The sequence below is a fragment of the Metasolibacillus sp. FSL K6-0083 genome (assembly GCF_038630865.1).
Lineage (GTDB): Bacteria > Bacillota > Bacilli > Bacillales_A > Planococcaceae > Metasolibacillus > Metasolibacillus fluoroglycofenilyticus.
Window position 1 is genome coordinate 1,266,587 of record NZ_CP152046.1, and the last position, 20,922, is coordinate 1,287,508.

Sequence of the window (20,922 nt, forward strand, 5' to 3'; positions counted from 1 at the left end):
CTACCGTTGTACAATCGTCGCAACACCTTGCCCGCCACCGATACATAATGTAGCAAGTCCGAGTGTAACATCTCTTTTTTGCATTTCATGTAATAATGTTACTAATATACGCGCCCCACTCGCACCAATTGGATGCCCCAATGCGATTGCGCCCCCATTCACATTGAGTTTATCATGGTCAAATTGCAGCTCGCGGTCAACAGCAATTGCCTGTGCTGCAAAAGCTTCATTCGCTTCAATCAAATCCATGTCTGGTAATGATTTATTAGCTTTCGCTAACGCCTTTTGCACCGCTTTAATTGGGCCTGTGCCCATTACTTGTGGGTCAACCCCTACGCTCGCATTAGAAATAATTGTTGCCATCGGCGTTAAACCTAACTCAAGTGCGCGCTTCTTAGACATTAATACGAGTGCAGCCGCACCGTCATTAATGCCCGATGCATTACCTGCTGTAACCGAGCCTTCCTTTTTAAATGCTGGGCGGAGCGCTGCGAGCTTTTCCACTGTCGAGTTGGCTTTAACATATTCATCCTGTGCGAAAACAATCGGCTCACCTTTACGCTGTGGTATTTCTACAGGCACAATTTCAGCCTCAAATTTGCCAGCAGCAATCGCCTGTGCAGCTCTCGCCTGTGAACGCGCTGCAAAAGCATCCTGCTCCTCGCGTGTAATTTCGTATTTATCACATAAGTTTTCTGCGGTAATTCCCATATGGTAATCATTTTGTGCACACCATAGTCCATCATGAATCATCGTATCAACAATCTTCTGGTCGCCCATACGGAAGCCTTCACGTGCATCTTTCAAAACATATGGTGCTTGGCTCATATTTTCAAAGCCACCTGCAACAACGATTTCTGCATCCCCAAGCGCGATTGCTTGCGCTGCTAAATGCACTGCCTTCAGCCCTGAGCCACACACTTTATTAATCGTCATTGCTGGCACTGCATAAGGCAAACCAGCCTTTAACGCAGCCTGACGCGCTGGATTTTGCCCAAGCCCCGCTGCAAGAACATTGCCCATTATAACCTCATCCACGAATTGCGGCTCAATATTCGCTCGCTTAATCGCTTCCTTTATAACAATACTCCCCAACTGCTGTGCCTGTATATCCTTTAAAGTCCCCTGAAAAGCTCCAATCGCCGTTCGCACAGCACTTACAATTACTACTTCATTTGTCATCACATTTCCCCCTTAAATTCATCAGACCTTTTGTTTGCACATAATTATTTTACCAAATTCCCTCTCAAATTTATATGTGAAACATAGGGGTTTAAAAATAGAGGGCACAAGCAAATCTGAAGTATTTGCGAATTTCTTTGACTATCTGCATTTTTAATTAGTAATTTCAGCAATAAAAAAAGATGCCCGCTTATTTTACAGACATCTTCTCTCTTACTTATTTAGTTTGAATTTTATTCATCTGTGCCATCATTTGACGAACTTGCTTTTCAGACGGTGTACGTCCCATTTGAGCCATCATAACACGAATCATTTGTTCATTTATCGGTGGATTTTCTTTCAAGTACTTCATCATATATTGACGCGCAAGGAAGAAGCCCAATGCAACCCCAGCAATTAAAGCAACAATAATTCCAAGAATCCATGCCCATGTCATCGTTAAACCTACCTCCTCCATTACCTATCTCACGAGAAAACTCTCCACAAAGCATTATACACTACTTTATTTGCGCTTTCTATTGTTATTTCTCTTGATTTCTATCACAAGTATATTCTAAATACTCCTATATTGCATTATGAAAAATAAATACAAATGAGGCTGTCCAAAAAGCCGTGCATAGCCGGCATTTTGGACAGTAGCAATGATGTTTTACAAAATGTTGGTTCATATAAATAGAAAGCGCCTCTTTTAAAAATGGGATGAACATTGGCTTTAGCGGTGTTAGCTTTCAGTAAAAGTGAAGCGATGAAAACATTGATTTCAATGCGGTGGCAAAACAAAATGTACTTTTCGGATAGCCCCATAAATAGGTCTCATCTCACCTCAGTCCCCAGACCTAGAAAAAGATACATTTACAGGTCGTTATGCAAAAAACAAACTTCCTTTAACATAAAGGTATCAACAAAAGGAGGTCAACAAAATGAAAAAATTTCTTTACTTTATCGGAGGCTCCATTGCTTTTCTAATTGCCTTAGCGTTACTTGGACCAATGCTCGGCTTACTATTCTCAGGACTACTTGTGGCAGCAGGTTTACACTACTACACAAAATGTACATCGGTATTTGGAAAAATTATGAGTGCGACAGTTGCATTAGTAGGTGTCCTTAGCGCTGCATCAAACATCCCAGCATTTATCGGATTAATTGCGATTATTGCACTTTATTATATCGCTAAAAATTGGAAAAAAGAAGCAAATGTTGTGGAAGCAAGTGATGACCCATTCAATAACTTTGAAAAAGAATGGGCAAAAATCTCTAAATAATAAGAAGGAGCGGATTTATAATGACAAACTTATTCACACGTTTTAAACATCAATTACAGGCAGATTTACATGATTTCTTTGATAAAAAGGAGCGCAAAAATCCAATCGCCCTTTTAAATCAATATATCCGTGAGGCAGAGCAGCAAACCGAGCAAACAGGTAAATTATTAGCGCGTCAAGGGCAACTAAAACAAGAGCTAGAAGCACAATTAAAAGAAGCAGAAACAATGCTAGCAAAACGTGAGCAACAATTAAACCTTGCTATCTTGAGCAACGAGAACGACTTAATCGCCTTTGCACAAGGTGAAGTGGAAGCATACACAGCGCGTAAAGTTGGGTTACTTTCTAGCATCGATGCATGCACAACTGAATACTTTGAATTAGAGCGTAAGTTTGAAACAATGAAACATAAAATTAAAGATATGAAGGTGCGTCAGTTGCAATTAATGGGCAAAGAAAATGTTGTACGAGCACACCATCAAATGGATAAAGTTCTTAACACTCAAGATGCAGGCAGCTTCGAGGAACTATCTAGCTATTTTGATGATATCGCAGCAAAAATTGACCATAAATATGAAGTAACAACATTTGAATCACGACTAGCAAAGCTGGAGAAAGAACAAAAAGCAATTGCAGCTAACGAACAACAGCAAAATCATGCTATAGTAGAATAGCCATAGTCGGAGAGGGTACACATCCTCTCCCTTTTATCTTGATTCAACAGATGTTTGTACATCTGTTGAATCAAGATAAAAGAGTTTACATTTTGAAAGGAGACCACTTCTATGAAACGGCTAACAACCGATCAATTTACTTATTTTCTTCTAGGTTTATTATTAATCATGCTAATTGAGCTTTCGCTATTTCATAATGGAGCGGTTTTTGTACTATTTTTCGGTATAATCTCTCTGTATTTTGGCATGAAAAAACAGCGCAAATTTTTACTATGGACAGGTGCATTATTTATTATTATCGCTCTTTTCACATTATGGAGCTTAAAGCTTTATTTCATTGTTCTCATTGGTTATTTGCTTTATAAACAGCTTACAAAAGAGGAGGTAACTGTAGAAATAACAAATCAAGGCTGGACTTCCTCTACAACTAAAAATCAATTAATTGGAGCAACGAATGGAGCTTTAGAACCGTATAAATGGGAGGACATACTGCTAAAGCGTTTTATTGGCGATATTGTTGTCGATGCGACACAGACGATACTTCCAGCGGGCAAATCAGTTATTACAATTCAGCAGGCTATCGGTAAAGTTCATATAATTGTACCTTATGAAGTCTCGCTTCGCCTGCACTATACGACATTTTATGGGCAAGCTTGTTGCTTGCATGAGCCTCCTAAACAGTTAATAAACGAAAGCCTAAAATTTGAGGATGGTCAGCCCGATGAAAAACGCCTCCTCGTAATCAATGTTTCAACATGGTTTGGCGATGTGGAGGTGACGCGTGCATGATTGGATTTATTTTTCGTATTATTGTACTTTTCACCCTTTTATCATCAACAACCTTTAGTTTTTTAGTTTTTATTTTAGGTGAGCCTACAGAGGAAAAATGGCGCTTCTTTATCGATGAGAAGCTTGGCGAGTTACCCCTTGTTTTCACGATTGTAAGTGCCATATTTACAATTTCGTTTTTTATTAGTCTATGGATGTCCGTCTTAACAAAAACACGTGAAATTTCCACGACACGCACAATTAATAAATTAATTGACCCAGAATTTAAGCCGCTAAAAAAACGCGGCATCTCACGCCCAATGAAAAAGGCAATCAATGAGGCAGGAGCTTTAATCGAATCTCAGCGCGCAGCATTACAGCGTTTATCAAATGAAAAAGCCGAAACAAACGATAAAATTGTGCAGGAAAGATTAATTGAAGAGCGCCAGCGTTTAGCACGTGAGCTGCACGACTCTGTATCGCAGCAGCTTTTTGCAGCCTCCATGCTGCTCTCTGCTTTAACTGAACAAGAAGAAAATCCGCAATCCAAGCTACAGATTGGGCAAATTGAAAAAATTGTCCAACAAACACAGCTTGAGATGCGTGCACTTCTTTTACATCTGCGCCCTATCGCATTGCGCAACAAAACATTGGCAGAAGGGCTAAACGATTTAATTCAAGAATTACAGCAAAAGGTGTACTTTCATATAGATTATAAATTAGAAGAAATTGAGCTTACAAAAGCAGAGGAAGACCATCTATTCCGCATTGCACAGGAGGCACTTTCCAACACATTGCGCCATGCGAAAGCAACGGAAGTCGAGCTATTATTTGTAGCAAGAGATGATTATGCGATTTTACGTATTCAAGATAACGGTATTGGCTTTGATAACCAATCCGGTAAAAGTACCTCATATGGCTTAAATAATATTGCAGAGCGCGCAGTTGAAATTGGCTGCCTATATAAAATTGTTTCCGTTCCAAATGAAGGGACAATTGTCGAAGTAAAAGTTCCGAGAAAGAAAGGTGAACAGCTTGATTAAAGTATTACTTGTAGATGACCATGAAATGGTGCGTATCGGTGTAGCAGCCTACTTATCTGCGCAGCCTGATATCGAAGTTATTGGCGAGGCAGAAAACGGCTTAGAAGCAATCGAAAAAGCATTATCTTTACGACCCGACTTAATTTTAATGGATAATGTAATGCCTATTATGACAGGCGCAGAAGCAACAGAAAAAATTTTACAGCAATGGCCTGCTGCCAAGGTCATGATGGTAACAAGTTTTTTAGACGATGACAAAGTATATCCTGCCCTTGAAGCAGGCGCTGTAAGCTATATTTTGAAAACATCAAATGCCAAGCAAATCGCAGACGCTATTCGCAAAACGATAAACGGCGAAACGGTTTTAGAACCTGAAGTGACGACAAAAATGATTTCAAGAATGCGCGGTGGCACTGCTATCCCATTACATGAAAGCTTAACTGAGCGCGAAATGGAAGTCCTTCTTTTAATGGCACAAGGCAAGGCAAACCAAGAAATCGCAGATGAACTTTTTATCGCATTAAAAACAGTGAAAACACATGTTAGCAATATTTTAAGTAAACTCGACGTACAAGACCGTACACAAGCAGTCGTTTACGCCTTCCAAAATGGGCTAGCAAAATAAGAAGACTGCATTTATATAATTTATAAACTAACTAAATAGAACCCCCGAACTATCACGAATCACTAAAAAGTTAGCGTTTCATTAGATGGTTCGGGGTTTTTTGTGTGGCTATCTAATCCTTACCATAGCTACTTACTCAATTTAAAGTTGAAAAGAAGTAGCTGTAAATTTAGTACTCTCAACAATTTATAAAATGTAGCTATTTATAGTGATTATCTCAACAAAATAGAAAGAAGGTGTCTAAAAAGCAATGCAATCGCATGCTTTCAGACACCTTCTTTTATGCAAAGCTTATAGTGCTTTTACTTTATTGACTACATTCTCAACTGTGAAGCCGAATTTTTCGATTACTAGGTCACCAGGTGCTGATGCGCCGAATGTGTCGATACCTAATACATCACCGTCTAGGCCAACATATTTATACCAGCTTTGTGTAGCTCCCATTTCAATTGCCAAACGCTTTGTAACAGCCTTTGGTAATACAGTTTCTCTATATGCTGCATCCTGTTGATCAAAAGCAAATGTTGATGGCATTGATACAACTGATACGTCAATACCATCAGCAAGTAAAGCTTTTTGCGCATCCACTGCTAAAGCAACCTCAGAGCCTGCAGCAATTAAAATTGCATCTGGCGTTGCTTTTGTTGCTGATGAAATTACATAACCACCACGAGCTACACCTTCAGCTGCTAACTCCGCTGTTGTGTCTAACACTGGTAAGTTTTGACGTGATAATACTAAAGCAGTTGGTGTACTCGGTGATAATATTGCTTGCTTCCATGCCTCTGCCGACTCATTTGCATCTGCTGGACGAATCACATTTAAGTTTGGCATTGCGCGTAATGATGCTAAATGTTCAATTGGCTCATGTGTTGGACCATCTTCACCAACAGCAATTGAATCATGTGTAAAGACGTATGTTACGGGTAAGCCCATTAATGCAGATAGACGCACCGCCGGACGAACATAGTCGGAGAAGACGAAGAATGTCGCACCGAATACATTTAACCCACCGTGTAATGCCATACCATTTAATGCTGCACCCATTGCAAACTCGCGTACGCCAAACCAAATATTGCGACCTGCATAGTTTTCTGCTGAGAAATCGCCTGCGCCTTTAATTGTCGTTTTATTTGAGCTTGCTAAGTCAGCACTACCTCCGAAGAATGATGGTAATTTTTTCGCTAAAGCGTTAATTACATCACCTGAAGATGAGCGTGTTGCGACAGACTTACCTGCTTCATATACTGGTACTTCCGCTGCAAAGTCTGCTGGTAAATCGCCTTCCATAGCATTTTCAAATTCCGCAGCTAACTCTGGATATGCAGTTCGATAAGCTTCGAATTGTTCGTTCCAAGCATTTTCCGCTGCAACACCTTGACGTTCTGCTGCTTTTTTAAATGTTTCATATACTTCTTGTGGGATGCTGAATGGCTCGTGCTCCCAACCGTAATGTGTTTTTGTTAATACTACCTCATCTGCTCCAAGAGGTGCACCATGCGAATCTGATTTACCTGATTTATTCGGTGAACCATAGCCGATGACAGTTTTCACTTCGATTAATGTTGGCTTGCCTTTTAGTTGCTTCGCCTCTTCGATTTTAGCACTTAAATCCGCTACATCGTTCCCATCATCAACGCGTAAATAGTTCCAGCCATATGATTCAAAGCGCTTTTGAACGTTTTCAGAGAATGACATGCCTAGCTCGCCATCTAGTGAAATATCATTACTGTCGTAAAGCACGATTAATTTTTCTAATTGCAGATGACCTGCTAATGAAATTGCTTCTGCAGCTACACCTTCCATTAAATCGCCATCACCACATAGAGCATATGTGTAGTGATCTACAATTTTATGCCCATCTTTATTATATTTAGCCGCAAGATGCGCCTCAGCCATCGCCATACCGACAGTCATGGCGATACCTTGTCCAAGAGGTCCTGTTGTTGCTTCAACACCAGCAGTATGACCGTACTCTGGGTGACCAGGCGTTAATGAATCCCATTGACGGAAGTTTTTAATTTCTTCCATTGGTAAATCATAGCCTCCTAAATGTAATAAGCTATAAAGTAGCATAGAGCCATGACCAGCAGATAACACAAAACGATCGCGGTTATACCAATTTGGATTTTGTGGGTTATGGCGTAAATGCTTTGTCCATAGCGTATAAGCCATTGGAGCTGCCCCCATTGGTAAACCAGGGTGGCCAGAATTTGCTTTTTCAATTGCATCAATTGACAATGTACGGATTGCATTAATTGCAAGTTGATCCGGAGTTTGAGTCATTTTTGACATCCTTTCTCGTGCTATATAGTCTACCTTTATAGTGTAGTCAAGAATGTTAAAGAAAACAATGGTTAGCAGGTGTTTTCTTTGAAATTCCACATACTAAATGCTAAATGTGTCACATTGTATAAAATTGTGTAAATTTAGTTTAGAAAGCCCTTCTGTCTTTTTATATCTTTTAGTTTTTCTGGCGTTACATCATTGCCTTCCGGATCTACTATTTTCACATGCTCAATCGTATCGCGCATCGTTGCGCGGAATGTGTCTAAGTATTCTTTACGAAGTGCTGTACGTTCTTTCGCTTCCGCCTCTGTCAGCGTACCTTCCTTCGCTTTTTTTGCTAGTGCATTAATTCGAGCTAATTTTTGTTTGGATAACATATTTTTCTCACCTTTCTAAAACTCCATAATACAAAGGTATGAGAAAAAAACGTAAAGCGCAAGTGATTTATCTTGTACTTTACGTTTTGAATAGACTGCTTACATACTACTCTCTTTTTGATATTCTACAAAGCGGCGGTGAACTGTTGCTTTGCTAATATTGAATCCTAAGCCTCTTAATGTAGTGGCAATTTCTTCAAAGGTAAAGCCCTTCGCCCGCAACTTTAAAATTTCTTCGATAGGCACGTCAATTCGCTCGCGCCCCTCTGGATTGCCACGGTTTTTCAAATTGTATTCTGGACGATATCCGTTATTTACTGCGCGTCGCATTCCGCGTCGTATTTTAGCATTGTGCAGCTTGCGCTGATACTCCTCTACTATTGCTAAAATTTCTAAAAGCATTGTATCCATCTCATTTAATGCTAGTGGACCAGCATCATTTAAAGATATGACCGAGATACCTTGCTTTTGTAAAAGATGTAACACTGCTACGCGTGCATTGCCTCGTCCTAATCGTGTTTCATCTTGGACGAACAAAGTTGTCATATTATTTTCCTTCATATAATCTAACATATCTAGCAAGCCATCTCTTTCCACATCGAAGCCGCTCTGTTGGTCCTCGAATATTTCAACTATATGAAAATGCAAGCTGCTTGCATATGCTTTTAGCTCTTCTTTTTGCCTTGCAAGAGATGTATATTGGGTTGATTTCTCGGTGCTTACCCTCACATATATGACCGCAGTTTGTGTAACCATTAATTGTTATTCGCCACTTCACGCGAATGGCTATCCTCTGTCATTTGCTTGGCAATAATAGAGCGTTTTTCAATTGGTACTAGCAGCTGTTGTCCAATCACTATTTTTTCATCAGAAAGGTAATTTGATTTTTTCACAAAGCCAATCCATTGCTCCGTTGACATTTTACCTCGGTACTGTTCGGCTAAAGACCAAAGCGTATCTCCATGTTCAATGACTATTTCTTCATATTGTTCAATATCCTCATCAGTAATAACTAACACTGAAATGACAAATACCGTAAATGCGACAAAAACTGCAATATAACTATTTTTTTTCAACCAATTCATAGTAACGCCTCCTGGAATAGAATGTTAGTTCGGAATGTATGTTCTCATATTAAAACGAACAAACGTTTTTGTCAACAATTATTTTCGAACTAATGTTTGCATTTATTTTTCTCTTTTGTTATACTGAAAATAAGAAAATTTGTTCTATCAATTACGCCTCGGCGTAATTACATCCAGTTTTTTGAAGCGCCTTCAAACTCGTTTTAAAAATCTGTGATTATCGTCGGAGGCTTATCTTTGTTTAGCGAGCAACTTTACATATGCTGAACAAGGTCCAATATAGCGTCCCTTCCATCATCTATGAATGGTGAGAGTAGTTTACTAAAACAAGATAAAAGAGGTGAATGAGTTGACAAAAGTATCAAAACGCCAAGAAGCAATTTTAGCTTTTATTAAAGAAGAAGTTAAAACAAAAGGTTATCCACCGTCAGTTCGTGAAATCGGTGAAGCGGTTGGTTTAGCATCTAGTTCTACTGTACATGGCCATTTAGCTCGTTTAGAAAGCAAGGGACTTATTCGTCGAGACCCAACAAAGCCACGCGCTATTGAAATTTTAGACAACAATAATGATAGTGAGATAGAACAACAAGGTGTTATCCATGTTCCTTTGATTGGCAAAGTAACGGCGGGACTTCCTATTTCAGCCATCGAGAATATCGAGGAATACTTTCCTCTTCCAAACTCATATGGCACTTCTGAGGATCAGCTATTTATGTTAGAAATTATGGGAGAATCAATGATTGAAGCTGGAATTTTAGATGGAGACTATGTAATTGTTAAGCAAAAATCAACTGCAAACAATGGTGAAATTGTCGTTGCGATGACGGAAGATGATGAGGCAACAGTAAAGCGTTTTTATAAAGAAAAAACACATTTTCGTTTACAGCCTGAAAACTCTTCAATGGACCCGATTTTAGTAAATCAAGTAACGATTTTAGGGCAGGTTGTCGGTCTATATCGTAAAATACAATAATACAAAAACTGAGCACCGGATTTTTGGGACAGCTCAGTTTTTTACTTTGAATATACTATTCATTTTTTAAAAGCTAGCATGATTTTCACATCATTAATTGTGGAGAAAAACGAGGAATATTATTGGAAATTTTCGTGATGTCCTATGAGGTTCATTCATATGTAAAAGCATGCTAGCGAGGTATTAGTGCTATTTTACATCCGCTTTGAAAAATTGTGAATGTTTATAAATGACGTATAATTTTCGTAAAAAGCCGTATTTTGATGATTTCCAGCGCTGTTTGCAACAAAATTATGCTTTTTATATAAGAAATCTCAGAATATTGCCTGTCTATAAATACCTGTTATTTGACACTTCATCTATTTTTCTTTTGTTTCATACGTGTAACTAAAAAACCGCCTTTAAACGACTTCGGCTCATATGACATAATAAAGGCATTTGGCTCAAATCGCTCGACAATTTGAAACAGTTCGTGTTCACGATTACGCTTCGTTAAAATTTCATATTTATAGCGCTCACTATCGCGTCCTTCGCCCTTGTAAATTGTAACTGCAAAACCTTCATTCCTTAAAAACTCCACTAGTTCATTGTTTTTATTTTGCGTATTAATCGCAGCAAAAACATAGCCTACTGCTAATTTACGCTCAATCATCGTACCTAAAAAAATACCTAGCCCAAAGCCAACTGCATAAACAACCATCGCTAATACGCTCTGATTTCCACTGAATACAAGGGACAAACCAAACACATAAATCAGTACTTCAACCATACCTATAATTGATGCTAAAACCGTAATATTTTTTACTAAAAAGATTGTACGAAGCGTTAATAAAGGCACATAAATAAGTTGTAAAATAATAATTAATAAAATATTATTCATACGCAGGACCTTTCATAATCTTTTATAATGGTATTTTTCTGCTATCGTATAACTATATAATAATACTCGATTATCAAGTTATTATTTCACGTTTAATCAATTACGCCTTGACGTAATTGTGTCCAGATTCTTTCAAGCTATTTGGTGGAAGTTAACCTGAAACCGTCACGTCCTGTGACAACGGTTAACTGATTTGCATCATGCAAACCTCCCTTTAAAATCTGTGACATCCGGATGTTGGTCACTCAGTCATTATCGCAAGATGCGATGTTCTTAGACTGAGTTCCTCTTTATCAGCAAGTGTTTGAAAACCCGCTGAAATCGGTCTAATGCTTGCATTCATTTTGCCACCTATAGAGATGGAAGACTTCTGCTTAAAGAGGTTAAATGGATTGGATCGAGTAATTTTTCAGCTTCGTCCACACTTAATAAACCTTTTTCAACAACAATCTGTTTTACCGTTGTTTTTTTGCTTTGCGCTTCCGCTACTATTTCATTAGCAATTTCGTAACTAAATTGTTTTGAAATTGCGACCGATAGAGCGTAGGAGCTTTCCGCGCGAAGCTGATTTATTTCTTTTTTCACTTGAACTCCTGCTACACACTTCTCTCGAAACACTGGAATGCTTGCTATTAACAATGAAAATTGCTCAAACAGATTTTTCATAATAATGGCTTCCCAAATATTCAATTCAAGCTCGCCTCTATCTGCCGCAAATGTAATTGCCTGATCTTTGCCATAAATATCAAAGCAAACTTGCATCATCATTTCAGGAATACATGGATTGATTTTTCCAGGCATAATAGATGAACCCGATTGAACTGCTGGAAGCTCAATTTCACCTAATCCCGCTATTGGTCCCGAAGAGAGTATTCTAAAATCACTTGCCATTTTGGAAAGTCCTGTACATAACCCCTTTAAGCAGCTAGAAATTCTAACATACTCGTCCGCGTGTTGTAGACCATCAAAATAATTTTCTACTTTTCGCACTGTCAGCCCTGTTACATCATATAAATTTCGATACATCCCCTCGACATAGTCTGTCGAAGCACCTAAGCCCGTACCTACTGCTGTTGCCCCAATAACAAGCTGTAAGCAACCTTCCTGTAACCTCTTCAACTCATTTATTTGTCTGGCAATAAATGAACGGTATGCGCTAAATTGCTGACCAAATGTAATCGGCAATGCGTCTTGTAAACACGTTCTGGAAACTTTAACGAGCAGTTGAAATTCATCTTCCTTGTGCTGAAGGGTTTTCTCAAACTGTGTTAAACAGTTAATTAAATCCTGCATATAAAAAAAGCATGCTAGCTTCATCGCACTTGGTAGCACATCATTTGTAGATTGAGACATATTGACATGTTCATTTGGATGCACATGCGTATAGCCCTTATTTCCTGTTATAATTTCATTAGCGCGATTGGCGAGCACTTCGTTGACATTCATATTAATTGAAAGACCCCCGCCACCTTGATAAATATCTACTGGAAATTGATTTTTAAACTTTCCATCAATCATTTCATCCGCCGCAGTAATAATCGCATCTTTAAGAGAAGCAGCGAGCTCTCCAACTTCGAAATTGGAAAGCGCCGCTGCTTTTTTAATGTATGCTAATGATTTCATTAAATAAGGATAACCTTCGATTGTTTTTCCTGAAATAGGAAAATTAATTATTGACCGCATCGTTTGAATACCGTAATATACATCAGGGCTAAGCTTCATTTCACCTAGGAAATCTTTTTCTATTCTCATCTCGTATCCCGTTCCTTCGTTTCATTAGTCACTGTTATTCAAATTCAATTACTGCACGACCTACGTTGATACAGCAAGCATCATGGAATGAATCGAATGCCTTATTAATATCCTCCAATTTAATACGTTCTAATATGAGCTCATCCAACTTGAATTTGCCGTCTAAATAAAGCTGTGCAATCATTGGGAAATCACGGAACGGCTGTGTATCGCCATAGAAGCTCCCTTTTAAAACCTTCCCAACACGGTGGAATCCGCCAGCTGGTAAGCTCAATTTTTGCTCTGGGTTAAATGCACCAACAACAACGATTGTGCCACCTTTACGTGTAATTTCCCAAGCGCTTTCCGTACAAATTGTATGACCTGAGCAATCAATTGCATAATGTACACCTACGCCGTTTGTAATCTCTTTAATAATTTCCTTTAAATCTTCCGTTCTAGAGTTTACTGTATGTGTTGCACCGAATTTCTTCGCGATTTCTAGGTTTGCATCCTTAACATCAATTGCAATGATTTTCGCTGCACCGGCAATTGCTGCACCTTGAATTGCGTTTACACCTACACCGCCGATACCGAAAATAGCTACTGTTGAACCAGGCTTTACACCTGCCGCATTTACTGCAGCACCGTAACCTGTTGCCACCCCACAGCCAATTAACGACGCTTGTGCTAATGGCATTTCATCTGGAATTTTTACACATGACATTTCAGGAACAACCGCATATTCTGCAAATGTTGATAGCAATGAATTGTGATATACTCTATCGCCATCAATGCTGAGGCGAGATGTACCGTCTAATAAAGTACCATCAAACATTGGACCGAAAGCTGATTCACATAAATGAACTTTACCTGTCACGCAAAATTCACAAGTACCACAATATGGAACCCAGCTCAATGCTACTTTATCGCCCACTTTAACATTCGTTACGTTTGAGCCTACTTTTACAACAATGCCTGCACCTTCATGCCCTAAAATTGTTGGTGTTGGCGTCGTTTTGTCGCCTAATGCATTTAAGTCACTGTGGCATACGCCTGTAGCAGCAATTTTGACAAGCACCTCGTTATGTCTTGGCTCTGCTAATTCTACATTTAAAATTGATAGTGGTTTGTTGATTTCTGTCATTACAGCAGCTTTCATTTTCATAAATAATTCCCCTTATTTTATCAGATTAATAAGCAAACCAAATTGCTCGTTGTTTTGTAAACGCAGCTAAAGAATGGATGGCGTATTCTCTACCCCAGCCACTTTGCTTCACCCCACCGAATGGGCTTGCAAAATCGTAGCAGCCATAACGATTCACAAAGACCATGCCTGCATCTAATTGATTTGCTACGCGATGAGCACGTGACGTATCTCCCGTCCATAAACCAGCAGCTAAGCCGTAAATTGTATCATTGGCCATTTCGATAACCTCTTCCTCTGTTTCGAATGGAATGACACAAAGCACTGGACCAAAAATTTCTTCCTGCGCAATTTTCATATCATTTGTCACATCAGCAAAAATAGTTGGTTTTACAAAATAGCCGTTAGCATTTGTACCTGTTACATCGCGCTCACCACCTGCAACGATACGTGCTCCTTGCTCCTTACCGCTTTTAATGTAAGCTAAAATTGATTCCATATGCTCTTTTGATACTTGTGCTCCTTGGTCGCTTTCCGGGTCAAATGGGTCACCACATTTGTAATTTTCCGCCATCTCAGCGATTTTCTTCACCACTATATCGTAAATTGATTTTTGAACGAATAAACGAGTTGGAGATGAGCATTTTTCTGCCTTATGTGTGAATAAACCAATAAACGAACGGTCGATTGCAGCATCTAAATCCTTTACATCATCAAAAATAATATTTGGCGATTTACCACCAAGCTCTAGCGTTACTGGCTTTAAATTGCTATCTGCAGAATCACGCACTAATTGCTTTCCAATTTTTGTGCTTCCAGTAAACGACAGCTTATCAATCCCCATATGCTTGCTAATATAAGCCCCTACTTCTCCATTACCTAGAACTAAATTAATAACACCCTTTGGTAATAAGCCTGATTCATCAATAATTTCAAATAGACGAATAGCTGAAAAAGATGTTTTATCAGCAGGCTTTAAAATAACTGTGTTACCAGTTGCCAATGCTGGAGCCATTTTTAGTACAGCCATTTGTAATGGGAAATTAAATGGCACTATTTGCCCGCAAACGCCAATTGGATCACGCGTCGTTACACTTAAAAAATTGCCATCAACAGGGTTGTTTTCCCCGTAATACTTGTCTGTCCAACCGGAATAATATTCAAATAAATCATGCGCTTCTTGTACATCATCGTTGTATGCCTCTGTATAAAGCTTGCCGTTATCGAGTGCCTCTAAAGTAGCAAGTTCAGCATGATGCTTTGCAATTAAGTCAGCAATTTTACGCAGTACGCGACCACGCTCTTTATTGCTCATATTTTTCCAAGTCACATTTTTCAAGCCTGCTTTTGCTGCTACTACGGCCTCATCAACATCTTCTTTACTAGCGCAGAAAAATTGCCCTAATACTCTTCCATTGGCTGGGTTAATTGATTCAATTGTTTTTTCATTGCTTACCCATTTTCCATTGATGTAGCTTTTTTTCGTTTCCTCAAGCCATTTTTCAGCCCACTGTAATTGCGGTTGTTGAATACCCTCGAAAATTTTTTGTGTCATCTATTTTCATCCTCCTTAATAGTTGCTTGCCCTTTCAGCAATCGCATCGTTTCACTATAGCCAAATTTTTCTTTCAAGTCGCAAATTTGAGGTATACGTGAATTCGCAAGCTCCTTACATCTATCTTCATTTGCCATTATTCCTTGGAAGCAAAGCTCAGTAAAACTACGAACACAGTTGACCATCATATATATCCCATCTAATAGATGAATCCCTGCAAAGTTTTCGAATACGTTTAAATCTAAATCACCATGCTCAAATGTAACTTGAATAATTCGCTCTATACCGATTATTTCCGCGCAGCATTGGATGACGGTTTCAGGGATAACAGGATTAACCTTCCCCGGGAAAAACGATGAGCCTGCTTGAATAGCTGGTAATGATATTTCTGAAAAGCCAGCCTCGGGACCAGAAGATAGCAATCGTAAATCCTTTGCGATTTTTAATAAAGCACTCGCAAATAAACTAAATTGCTTCGAAACCTCTACTAAATCATCAATATTTTGAGCTGCATCAAATAAATTCTCTCTTCTTTTAACAGGTAGATTGGTCACTTCCTGCAATTTCTGCATAATAATCCGCCTGTAGAGCTCATTTGCCCCCTCACCTTTTCCGATAACAGTGCCACCTAGATTGACTGTTAATAGCTCGTCGACTGCATGACATAGCTTTATATGCCTTCTTTTTATTACCGCTTCAAAGCCGCTAAACTTTTCGCCTAATTGCATACGTGATGCATCTTGTAAGCAAGTACGTGAAATCGTTGCAACAGGCATGAATTCATTCGTCTTTTGATTCATTACAGCTATCAGCTCGACAATTTCACCATGCAATTGCTGATATGCCTCGTAAATCGCTAAACGAATTGCGGTATGACACACATCGGCTGTCGATTGTGATGCATTAACATGGTCAATTGGGTGAACCGCTGAATAAATGCCTTTTTCCTCATTGCATAAATTGGCAATGACCTCATTGACGTTCATATTAATCCCTATTCCGCCCCCACCGTGATATACATCGACGACGAAATGCTCTAAATATTTTCCCTGCAATAATTCGTTACAGGCTCCCAAGATTTTTTCCTTCACTATTTCAGAAATTGTCTTAGCATCAAAATTGGCTAGCGCCGCTGCTTTTTTCACATGCGCTAAGCTTGTAATATACTCTTTGTACTCTTTTAGTACATTTTTAGAAAAGGATAAATTCTCCTTTGTTCGAACAGTTTGTATTCCGTACAAAGCGGCATTAGGAATCTCAACTGTTCCAAAACTGTCCTTCTCTACTCGCATAAACGTTCGCCTCCTTTTCATAACAATTGATGACCTCTACACCACCAAAAGTTCATATAACGAACACTTTATTCACATAAAGAACTTTACAGCAAGTATATATTCCTGTTTTTTGAAAGTCAATATTAAATTTTTTGATTTTTTAACTTCTTTCAGCAGAAGTCTCCCACCTCTATAGGTGGTGAGATGAATGCAGGCGTTAGACCAGTTTCAGTGGGTGTCCAAACACCCTATGAAAGAAGTTAAAGCCTCTGGCGGATGTCACAGATTTTGAAGGGGGGTTTTCAAGCAAGCTTGAAAAAATCTGGACCAATTACGCCGAGGCGTAATTGATATTGACTCTACTCTTTTCAATTGCTAGATGTTTTAAATTGAAATAGGTATAATAAAGTTATGAATACAAATACTTTATCGACAAACAAAAATAGTAGGGATGGTTCAACTGTTCAAGCAGTTGACCGAGCATTGATGCTATTAAAGCTTATAGGAGAAAGTAAGAGTCCAATATCTTTAAAGGACTTAGTAGCGAGCTGCGGATTAAATCGAACAACTGTATGGCGCTTGATTGGAAGCTTAGAAAATGAGGGCTTAGTTGAAAAAGACCCTATGACAAATGGCTATCGTCTTGGCTTTTTATTTTACCGACTAGCGATGCAAAATAATCCGTATAATTCATTAATTCATCGAGCAAAAAACACTTTAGAAGCATTGCGAGATGCCATTGATGAAACAGTGATTTTAAGCGTCCCTAAAATGGATGGGATATACACAATCAATCAGCTCGACCCATCACAAAGCGTTCGACTAGTGGACTACACAAATACAATCACCCCGCTCCATCATTGCACGTCAAACGGCAAAGTACTGCTGAGTACATTTTCAGAAAATGAGTTAGAACAATATTTAAGTAAGGAGTTAATTGCAAAAACCACGCACACCATTACAGACAAAGCGCAGCTGATAGAACAAATTAATTGGACACGCCATAACAAAGTAGGTCTTTCAATTGGTGAATATGGTGAAAATGAAAATGCCATGTCTGCTCCAGTATTCGACACGCATCAAAACTTAGTAGCATTTATTACGATTGGAGGCCCTGGCTTTAGATTAACGAAGGAGGATTTATTGAATTTAAAGGGGACTTTACTTCAAGCGGCAAAGGAAATAGAGCAAAATTTAACTTCTTTCGGCAAATGATTTTTGTGCCGATAGCAAGGCAAAAGGTATATGGACAGTAGTCCCCCACCTTTATTGGTGGCAAAATGGATGCGTTTATTAAACTGAGTGATTAACATTATGTTAATCTAAAAGCTTTGACTGCCCAGAAAGATTAACTTTCTGGGTGGTTTTTTATTTTTCTGAATATTCCTCATTTAGAGAACGTTTTCAAAAAACAATTGACAATGACGTGAACATCAAATATATTTTAAATATTCGCATTATGAATTCTTTGTTCACAATAAGAACGAAATTAATATCTTTCCTCTACGTTTAAATCAATTTCACCCCGGTGTAATGGCATTCAGATTTTTTCAAGCTTGCTTAGTGCAAGTTAACTTAAGCCGTCACGTCCTGTGACAACGGTTAACTGACCTACATTATGCAGGCCTCTTTTCAAAATCTGTGACATTCGTCGGAGGCTAACTTCTTTCTGTAGGTGTCAGTTTAATACTAGTATTCATCTCGTCACCTATAGAGATGAAAGACCTTTGCTGAAAAAGGTTAAACATTACAGACAAAATGACAAAAGAGATGGGGGATTACCGTTCTATGGGTACGACAACTATAAACAACACAAAGCAGATTAAGCTCGATGATGTACCATTAAATAAATTTCATATTAAAATTGCAGGATTAACTTTTGGTGCTCACTTTACAGATGGATACATTTTAGGGATTGTTGGATTTGCACTTACACTTTTAGCACCTCAAATGGAGTTATCTTCTTTTTGGATTGGCTTAATTGGTAGTTCAGCTTTATTCGGCCTTTTTTTAGGGAGTCTTATTTTAGGCTGGATTTCTGACCATATCGGAAGACAAAAAATATTTGTGCTTAGCTTTATTTTAATTACAGTTGCATCGGTCTTACAATTTTTCGCTGAAACTCCAACAGAATTAGTAATTTACCGCATTTTAATCGGTATTGGCCTAGGCGGAGATTACAGTGTAGGACATACATTATTAGCTGAAATTTCACCACGTAAATATCGCGGTCCTTTATTAGGTTCGTTTAGTGTTATTTGGACATTCGGTTACGTAGCAGCAAATATTGTCGGTATTTATGCGACAAGCGCTTCTCCAGATGCTTGGAAATGGATGCTTGCTTCTTCTGCTATTCCAGCATTAATTATTTTATTTGCACGTATGGGTACACCAGAATCTCCGAGATGGCTAGCAAGTAAGGGGCGACATGAAGAGGCTTTACAAATTGTTCAAAAGCATTTTGGTCCAAACGTTATTTTAGATGACCAAACAGAGCATGTCGGAGAGAAAAAAGGTTTTATGGCATTATTCCATAAAGATATGATAAAACGTACATTATTTAATAGTATTTTCTGGGTATGTTTAGTAATGCCTTACTTTGCTATTTATACATTCTTACCAATTATTTTAGATGAAATTGGCTTGCAGCAAGGCTTTGGCGTTGACTTATTATTAAATGGTTTACTAATTATTGGTGCATTATTAGGTATTTGGTTCACAATTAAATTTACTAGACGTGGATTCTTAATTTCTTCGTTCGTTGTACTAATTATTGCACTTGGCTTATTAAGTATTTTACCGAGTAATTTAACTGTTTTAATGATTATCGCCTTCTCTATATTTACTTTAATTTTATCAGCGGTAAGTAATTTAGTAGGGGTATTCCCTGCGGAAAGCTTCCCTACGGATATTCGCTCTTCTGGGGTAGGCTTTGCTACTTCTATTAGCCGACTTGGCTCAGCAGCAAGTACTTTCTTACTTCCAATGAGCATGGCAAATATAGGTGTACAAAATACAATGCTTTGCTTAACGGTTATTTTAGTTATCGGTCTAGTTGTTTCTGTAGCGTGGGCTCCTGAAACAAAAACTTTATCATTAACTGAGGCTGGTAATACTAACGAATAATTGAATTAAACGATAAATAGGGGCTGTTCGAAAAGTGTATATCTTTTCGACAGCCCCTTACTTCTATATTAAATCTTCTCTAAATATGCTTATACCTGACACTTCGCTTTCGGCAAAAAACATTTACTCCTGCGGTAGCCACAATAAATTGTCACTATCCTCATCGCAAAACGAGCCGTCTCAAAATGATTTTTCAGACGACCCATTTGATGATTAATAAATTCTATTATTTACATGCTTCAATGAAGGCTTTAAAAAGTTTAATGGAGTGCGCATCTCCAGATGGAGCCATTGCCTCTGGATGCCATTGTACACCGATGCAAAATGGGTGCTCACTATGTTCGACTGCCTCATTGACACCATCCAGTGCCGTACCAGCAGCTACTAACCCCTCACCTAGTTGGTCGATTGCTTGATGATGGAAGGAGTTTGTTCGAATTTGTTCTGCCCCAAAAATTCCACGCAATTGCTCCCCCTGAATTTTGACGGTGTGTGTTGCCTCATCTCTTATAGAAGTTTGCACATGGGCAATGGGCTGCTCCCATTGTGATGGAATATCTTGAATCAACGTACCACCAAATGCCACATTCAATACTTGATGTCCACGACAAATCGCAAGTATTGGCATTTTTCTAGTTAAGGCACTTTGTAAAATCGCTAAATCACTATTATCTCGCTTCGTATGGAACATACCTAGCTTTTCATGTGGCTCCTGTGCGTATAAGTAAGGATTCACATCATGTCCTCCAATTAATAGCAAGCCATCTACTTTATTTAATACTGCCTCTACATCCTGTGCGGCAAGATGTGGGATGCATAAAGGTATTCCCCCAGCTAGCTCTACCGATTGTATGTATGTTTCATTAATTTCGAGCTTCTTATCTCCTGTATGCATTGTCAGTGCAATAATTGGCTTCATAAATATTCCCTC

At 38.7% G+C, this 20,922-nt stretch carries 20 protein-coding genes; 8 read left to right on the forward strand and 12 right to left on the reverse strand.

Going from position 1 to position 20,922, the window contains the following annotated elements; translation table 11 throughout:
* Complete coding sequence (locus MHB51_RS06090) at positions 1–1,182, reverse strand: acetyl-CoA C-acetyltransferase (RefSeq protein ID WP_342559224.1); 1,182 nt, start codon at positions 1,180–1,182, stop codon at positions 1–3.
* Positions 1,183–1,399: 217 nt separating this feature from the next.
* Positions 1,400–1,618, reverse strand: a complete 219-nt coding sequence (locus MHB51_RS06095; RefSeq protein ID WP_066171109.1) for a YneF family protein — start codon at positions 1,616–1,618, stop codon at positions 1,400–1,402.
* 484 nt (positions 1,619–2,102) lie between these two features.
* Between MHB51_RS06095 and MHB51_RS06100 the strand changes: the two genes are divergently transcribed.
* The 5 genes from MHB51_RS06100 to MHB51_RS06120 all read left to right on the forward strand — a co-directional run bounded on the left by MHB51_RS06100 (position 2,103) and on the right by MHB51_RS06120 (position 5,554).
* Positions 2,103–2,444, forward strand: coding sequence for an ABC transporter permease (locus MHB51_RS06100; RefSeq protein WP_066171112.1), 342 nt, complete (start codon positions 2,103–2,105; stop codon positions 2,442–2,444).
* Positions 2,445–2,464: 20 nt separating this feature from the next.
* A complete protein-coding gene (locus MHB51_RS06105; protein ID WP_107942354.1) occupies positions 2,465–3,118 on the forward strand; it encodes a PspA/IM30 family protein in 654 nt (217 codons plus the stop codon).
* Between the two features lie 111 nt (positions 3,119–3,229).
* Entirely contained in the window at positions 3,230–3,907 is a 678-nt protein-coding gene (gene liaF, locus MHB51_RS06110; RefSeq protein ID WP_066171117.1) for a cell wall-active antibiotics response protein LiaF, read from the forward strand.
* Positions 3,904–4,929 carry a sensor histidine kinase gene (locus MHB51_RS06115; protein WP_107942353.1) on the forward strand — a complete coding sequence of 342 codons (1,026 nt, stop codon included), beginning with the start codon at positions 3,904–3,906 and terminating at the stop codon, positions 4,927–4,929. Before liaF ends, MHB51_RS06115 begins: the two co-directional genes overlap by 4 nt.
* Positions 4,922–5,554 (forward strand): response regulator transcription factor, encoded by a 633-nt coding sequence (locus MHB51_RS06120; protein ID WP_342559225.1) that lies wholly within the window; start codon positions 4,922–4,924, stop codon positions 5,552–5,554. The genes MHB51_RS06115 and MHB51_RS06120 overlap by 8 nt, the downstream gene beginning before the upstream one ends.
* 291 nt (positions 5,555–5,845) lie before the next feature.
* On the opposite strand, the gene tkt is transcribed toward MHB51_RS06120, so the two are convergent.
* The 4 genes from tkt to MHB51_RS06140 form a co-directional block, all read right to left on the reverse strand.
* Positions 5,846–7,840 (reverse strand): transketolase, encoded by a 1,995-nt coding sequence (gene tkt / locus MHB51_RS06125; protein ID WP_066171127.1) that lies wholly within the window; start codon positions 7,838–7,840, stop codon positions 5,846–5,848.
* Positions 7,841–7,983: 143 nt separating this feature from the next.
* Positions 7,984–8,220 (reverse strand): DUF896 domain-containing protein, encoded by a 237-nt coding sequence (locus tag MHB51_RS06130; RefSeq protein ID WP_066171129.1) that lies wholly within the window; start codon positions 8,218–8,220, stop codon positions 7,984–7,986.
* A gap of 99 nt (positions 8,221–8,319) precedes the next feature.
* A complete protein-coding gene (locus tag MHB51_RS06135) occupies positions 8,320–8,976 on the reverse strand; it encodes a recombinase family protein (protein ID WP_066171130.1) in 657 nt (218 codons plus the stop codon).
* Positions 8,976–9,305 carry a LysM peptidoglycan-binding domain-containing protein gene (locus tag MHB51_RS06140; protein WP_066171133.1) on the reverse strand — a complete coding sequence of 110 codons (330 nt, stop codon included), beginning with the start codon at positions 9,303–9,305 and terminating at the stop codon, positions 8,976–8,978. The genes MHB51_RS06135 and MHB51_RS06140 overlap by 1 nt, the downstream gene beginning before the upstream one ends.
* 349 nt (positions 9,306–9,654) lie before the next feature.
* Between MHB51_RS06140 and lexA the strand changes: the two genes are divergently transcribed.
* Entirely contained in the window at positions 9,655–10,278 is a 624-nt protein-coding gene (gene lexA / locus MHB51_RS06145) for a transcriptional repressor LexA (protein ID WP_066171139.1), read from the forward strand.
* 355 nt (positions 10,279–10,633) lie between these two features.
* Here the strand turns inward: lexA and MHB51_RS06150 are convergent, their stop codons facing one another.
* The 5 genes from MHB51_RS06150 to MHB51_RS06170 all read right to left on the reverse strand — a co-directional run bounded on the left by MHB51_RS06150 (position 10,634) and on the right by MHB51_RS06170 (position 16,883).
* Positions 10,634–11,158 carry a DUF2179 domain-containing protein gene (locus MHB51_RS06150; protein ID WP_107942349.1) on the reverse strand — a complete coding sequence of 175 codons (525 nt, stop codon included), beginning with the start codon at positions 11,156–11,158 and terminating at the stop codon, positions 10,634–10,636.
* Between the two features lie 351 nt (positions 11,159–11,509).
* Positions 11,510–12,910: an aspartate ammonia-lyase gene (locus tag MHB51_RS06155; protein WP_342559226.1), complete on the reverse strand. Its 1,401-nt coding sequence runs from the start codon at positions 12,908–12,910 to the stop codon at positions 11,510–11,512.
* A gap of 34 nt (positions 12,911–12,944) precedes the next feature.
* Complete coding sequence (locus tag MHB51_RS06160; protein WP_342472796.1) at positions 12,945–14,057, reverse strand: Zn-dependent alcohol dehydrogenase; 1,113 nt, start codon at positions 14,055–14,057, stop codon at positions 12,945–12,947.
* A gap of 25 nt (positions 14,058–14,082) precedes the next feature.
* Complete coding sequence (locus MHB51_RS06165) at positions 14,083–15,591, reverse strand: aldehyde dehydrogenase family protein (protein ID WP_342559227.1); 1,509 nt, start codon at positions 15,589–15,591, stop codon at positions 14,083–14,085.
* Positions 15,588–16,883, reverse strand: coding sequence for a lyase family protein (locus MHB51_RS06170; RefSeq protein ID WP_342559228.1), 1,296 nt, complete (start codon positions 16,881–16,883; stop codon positions 15,588–15,590). Before MHB51_RS06170 ends, MHB51_RS06165 begins: the two co-directional genes overlap by 4 nt.
* 393 nt (positions 16,884–17,276) lie before the next feature.
* Between MHB51_RS06170 and MHB51_RS06175 the strand changes: the two genes are divergently transcribed.
* Together MHB51_RS06175 and MHB51_RS06180 are read left to right on the forward strand one after the other, a co-directional pair.
* Positions 17,277–18,080: an IclR family transcriptional regulator gene (locus MHB51_RS06175; protein WP_342559229.1), complete on the forward strand. Its 804-nt coding sequence runs from the start codon at positions 17,277–17,279 to the stop codon at positions 18,078–18,080.
* Positions 18,081–18,623: 543 nt separating this feature from the next.
* The gene (locus tag MHB51_RS06180) at positions 18,624–19,991 is read left to right on the forward strand and encodes an MFS transporter (protein ID WP_342559230.1); all 1,368 of its coding nucleotides are present in this window, start codon (positions 18,624–18,626) and stop codon (positions 19,989–19,991) included.
* A 226-nt stretch (positions 19,992–20,217) separates the two neighbouring features.
* On the opposite strand, the gene MHB51_RS06185 is transcribed toward MHB51_RS06180, so the two are convergent.
* Positions 20,218–20,910 carry a gamma-glutamyl-gamma-aminobutyrate hydrolase family protein gene (locus MHB51_RS06185; RefSeq protein WP_107942343.1) on the reverse strand — a complete coding sequence of 231 codons (693 nt, stop codon included), beginning with the start codon at positions 20,908–20,910 and terminating at the stop codon, positions 20,218–20,220.
* Positions 20,911–20,922 lie beyond the last annotated feature (12 nt).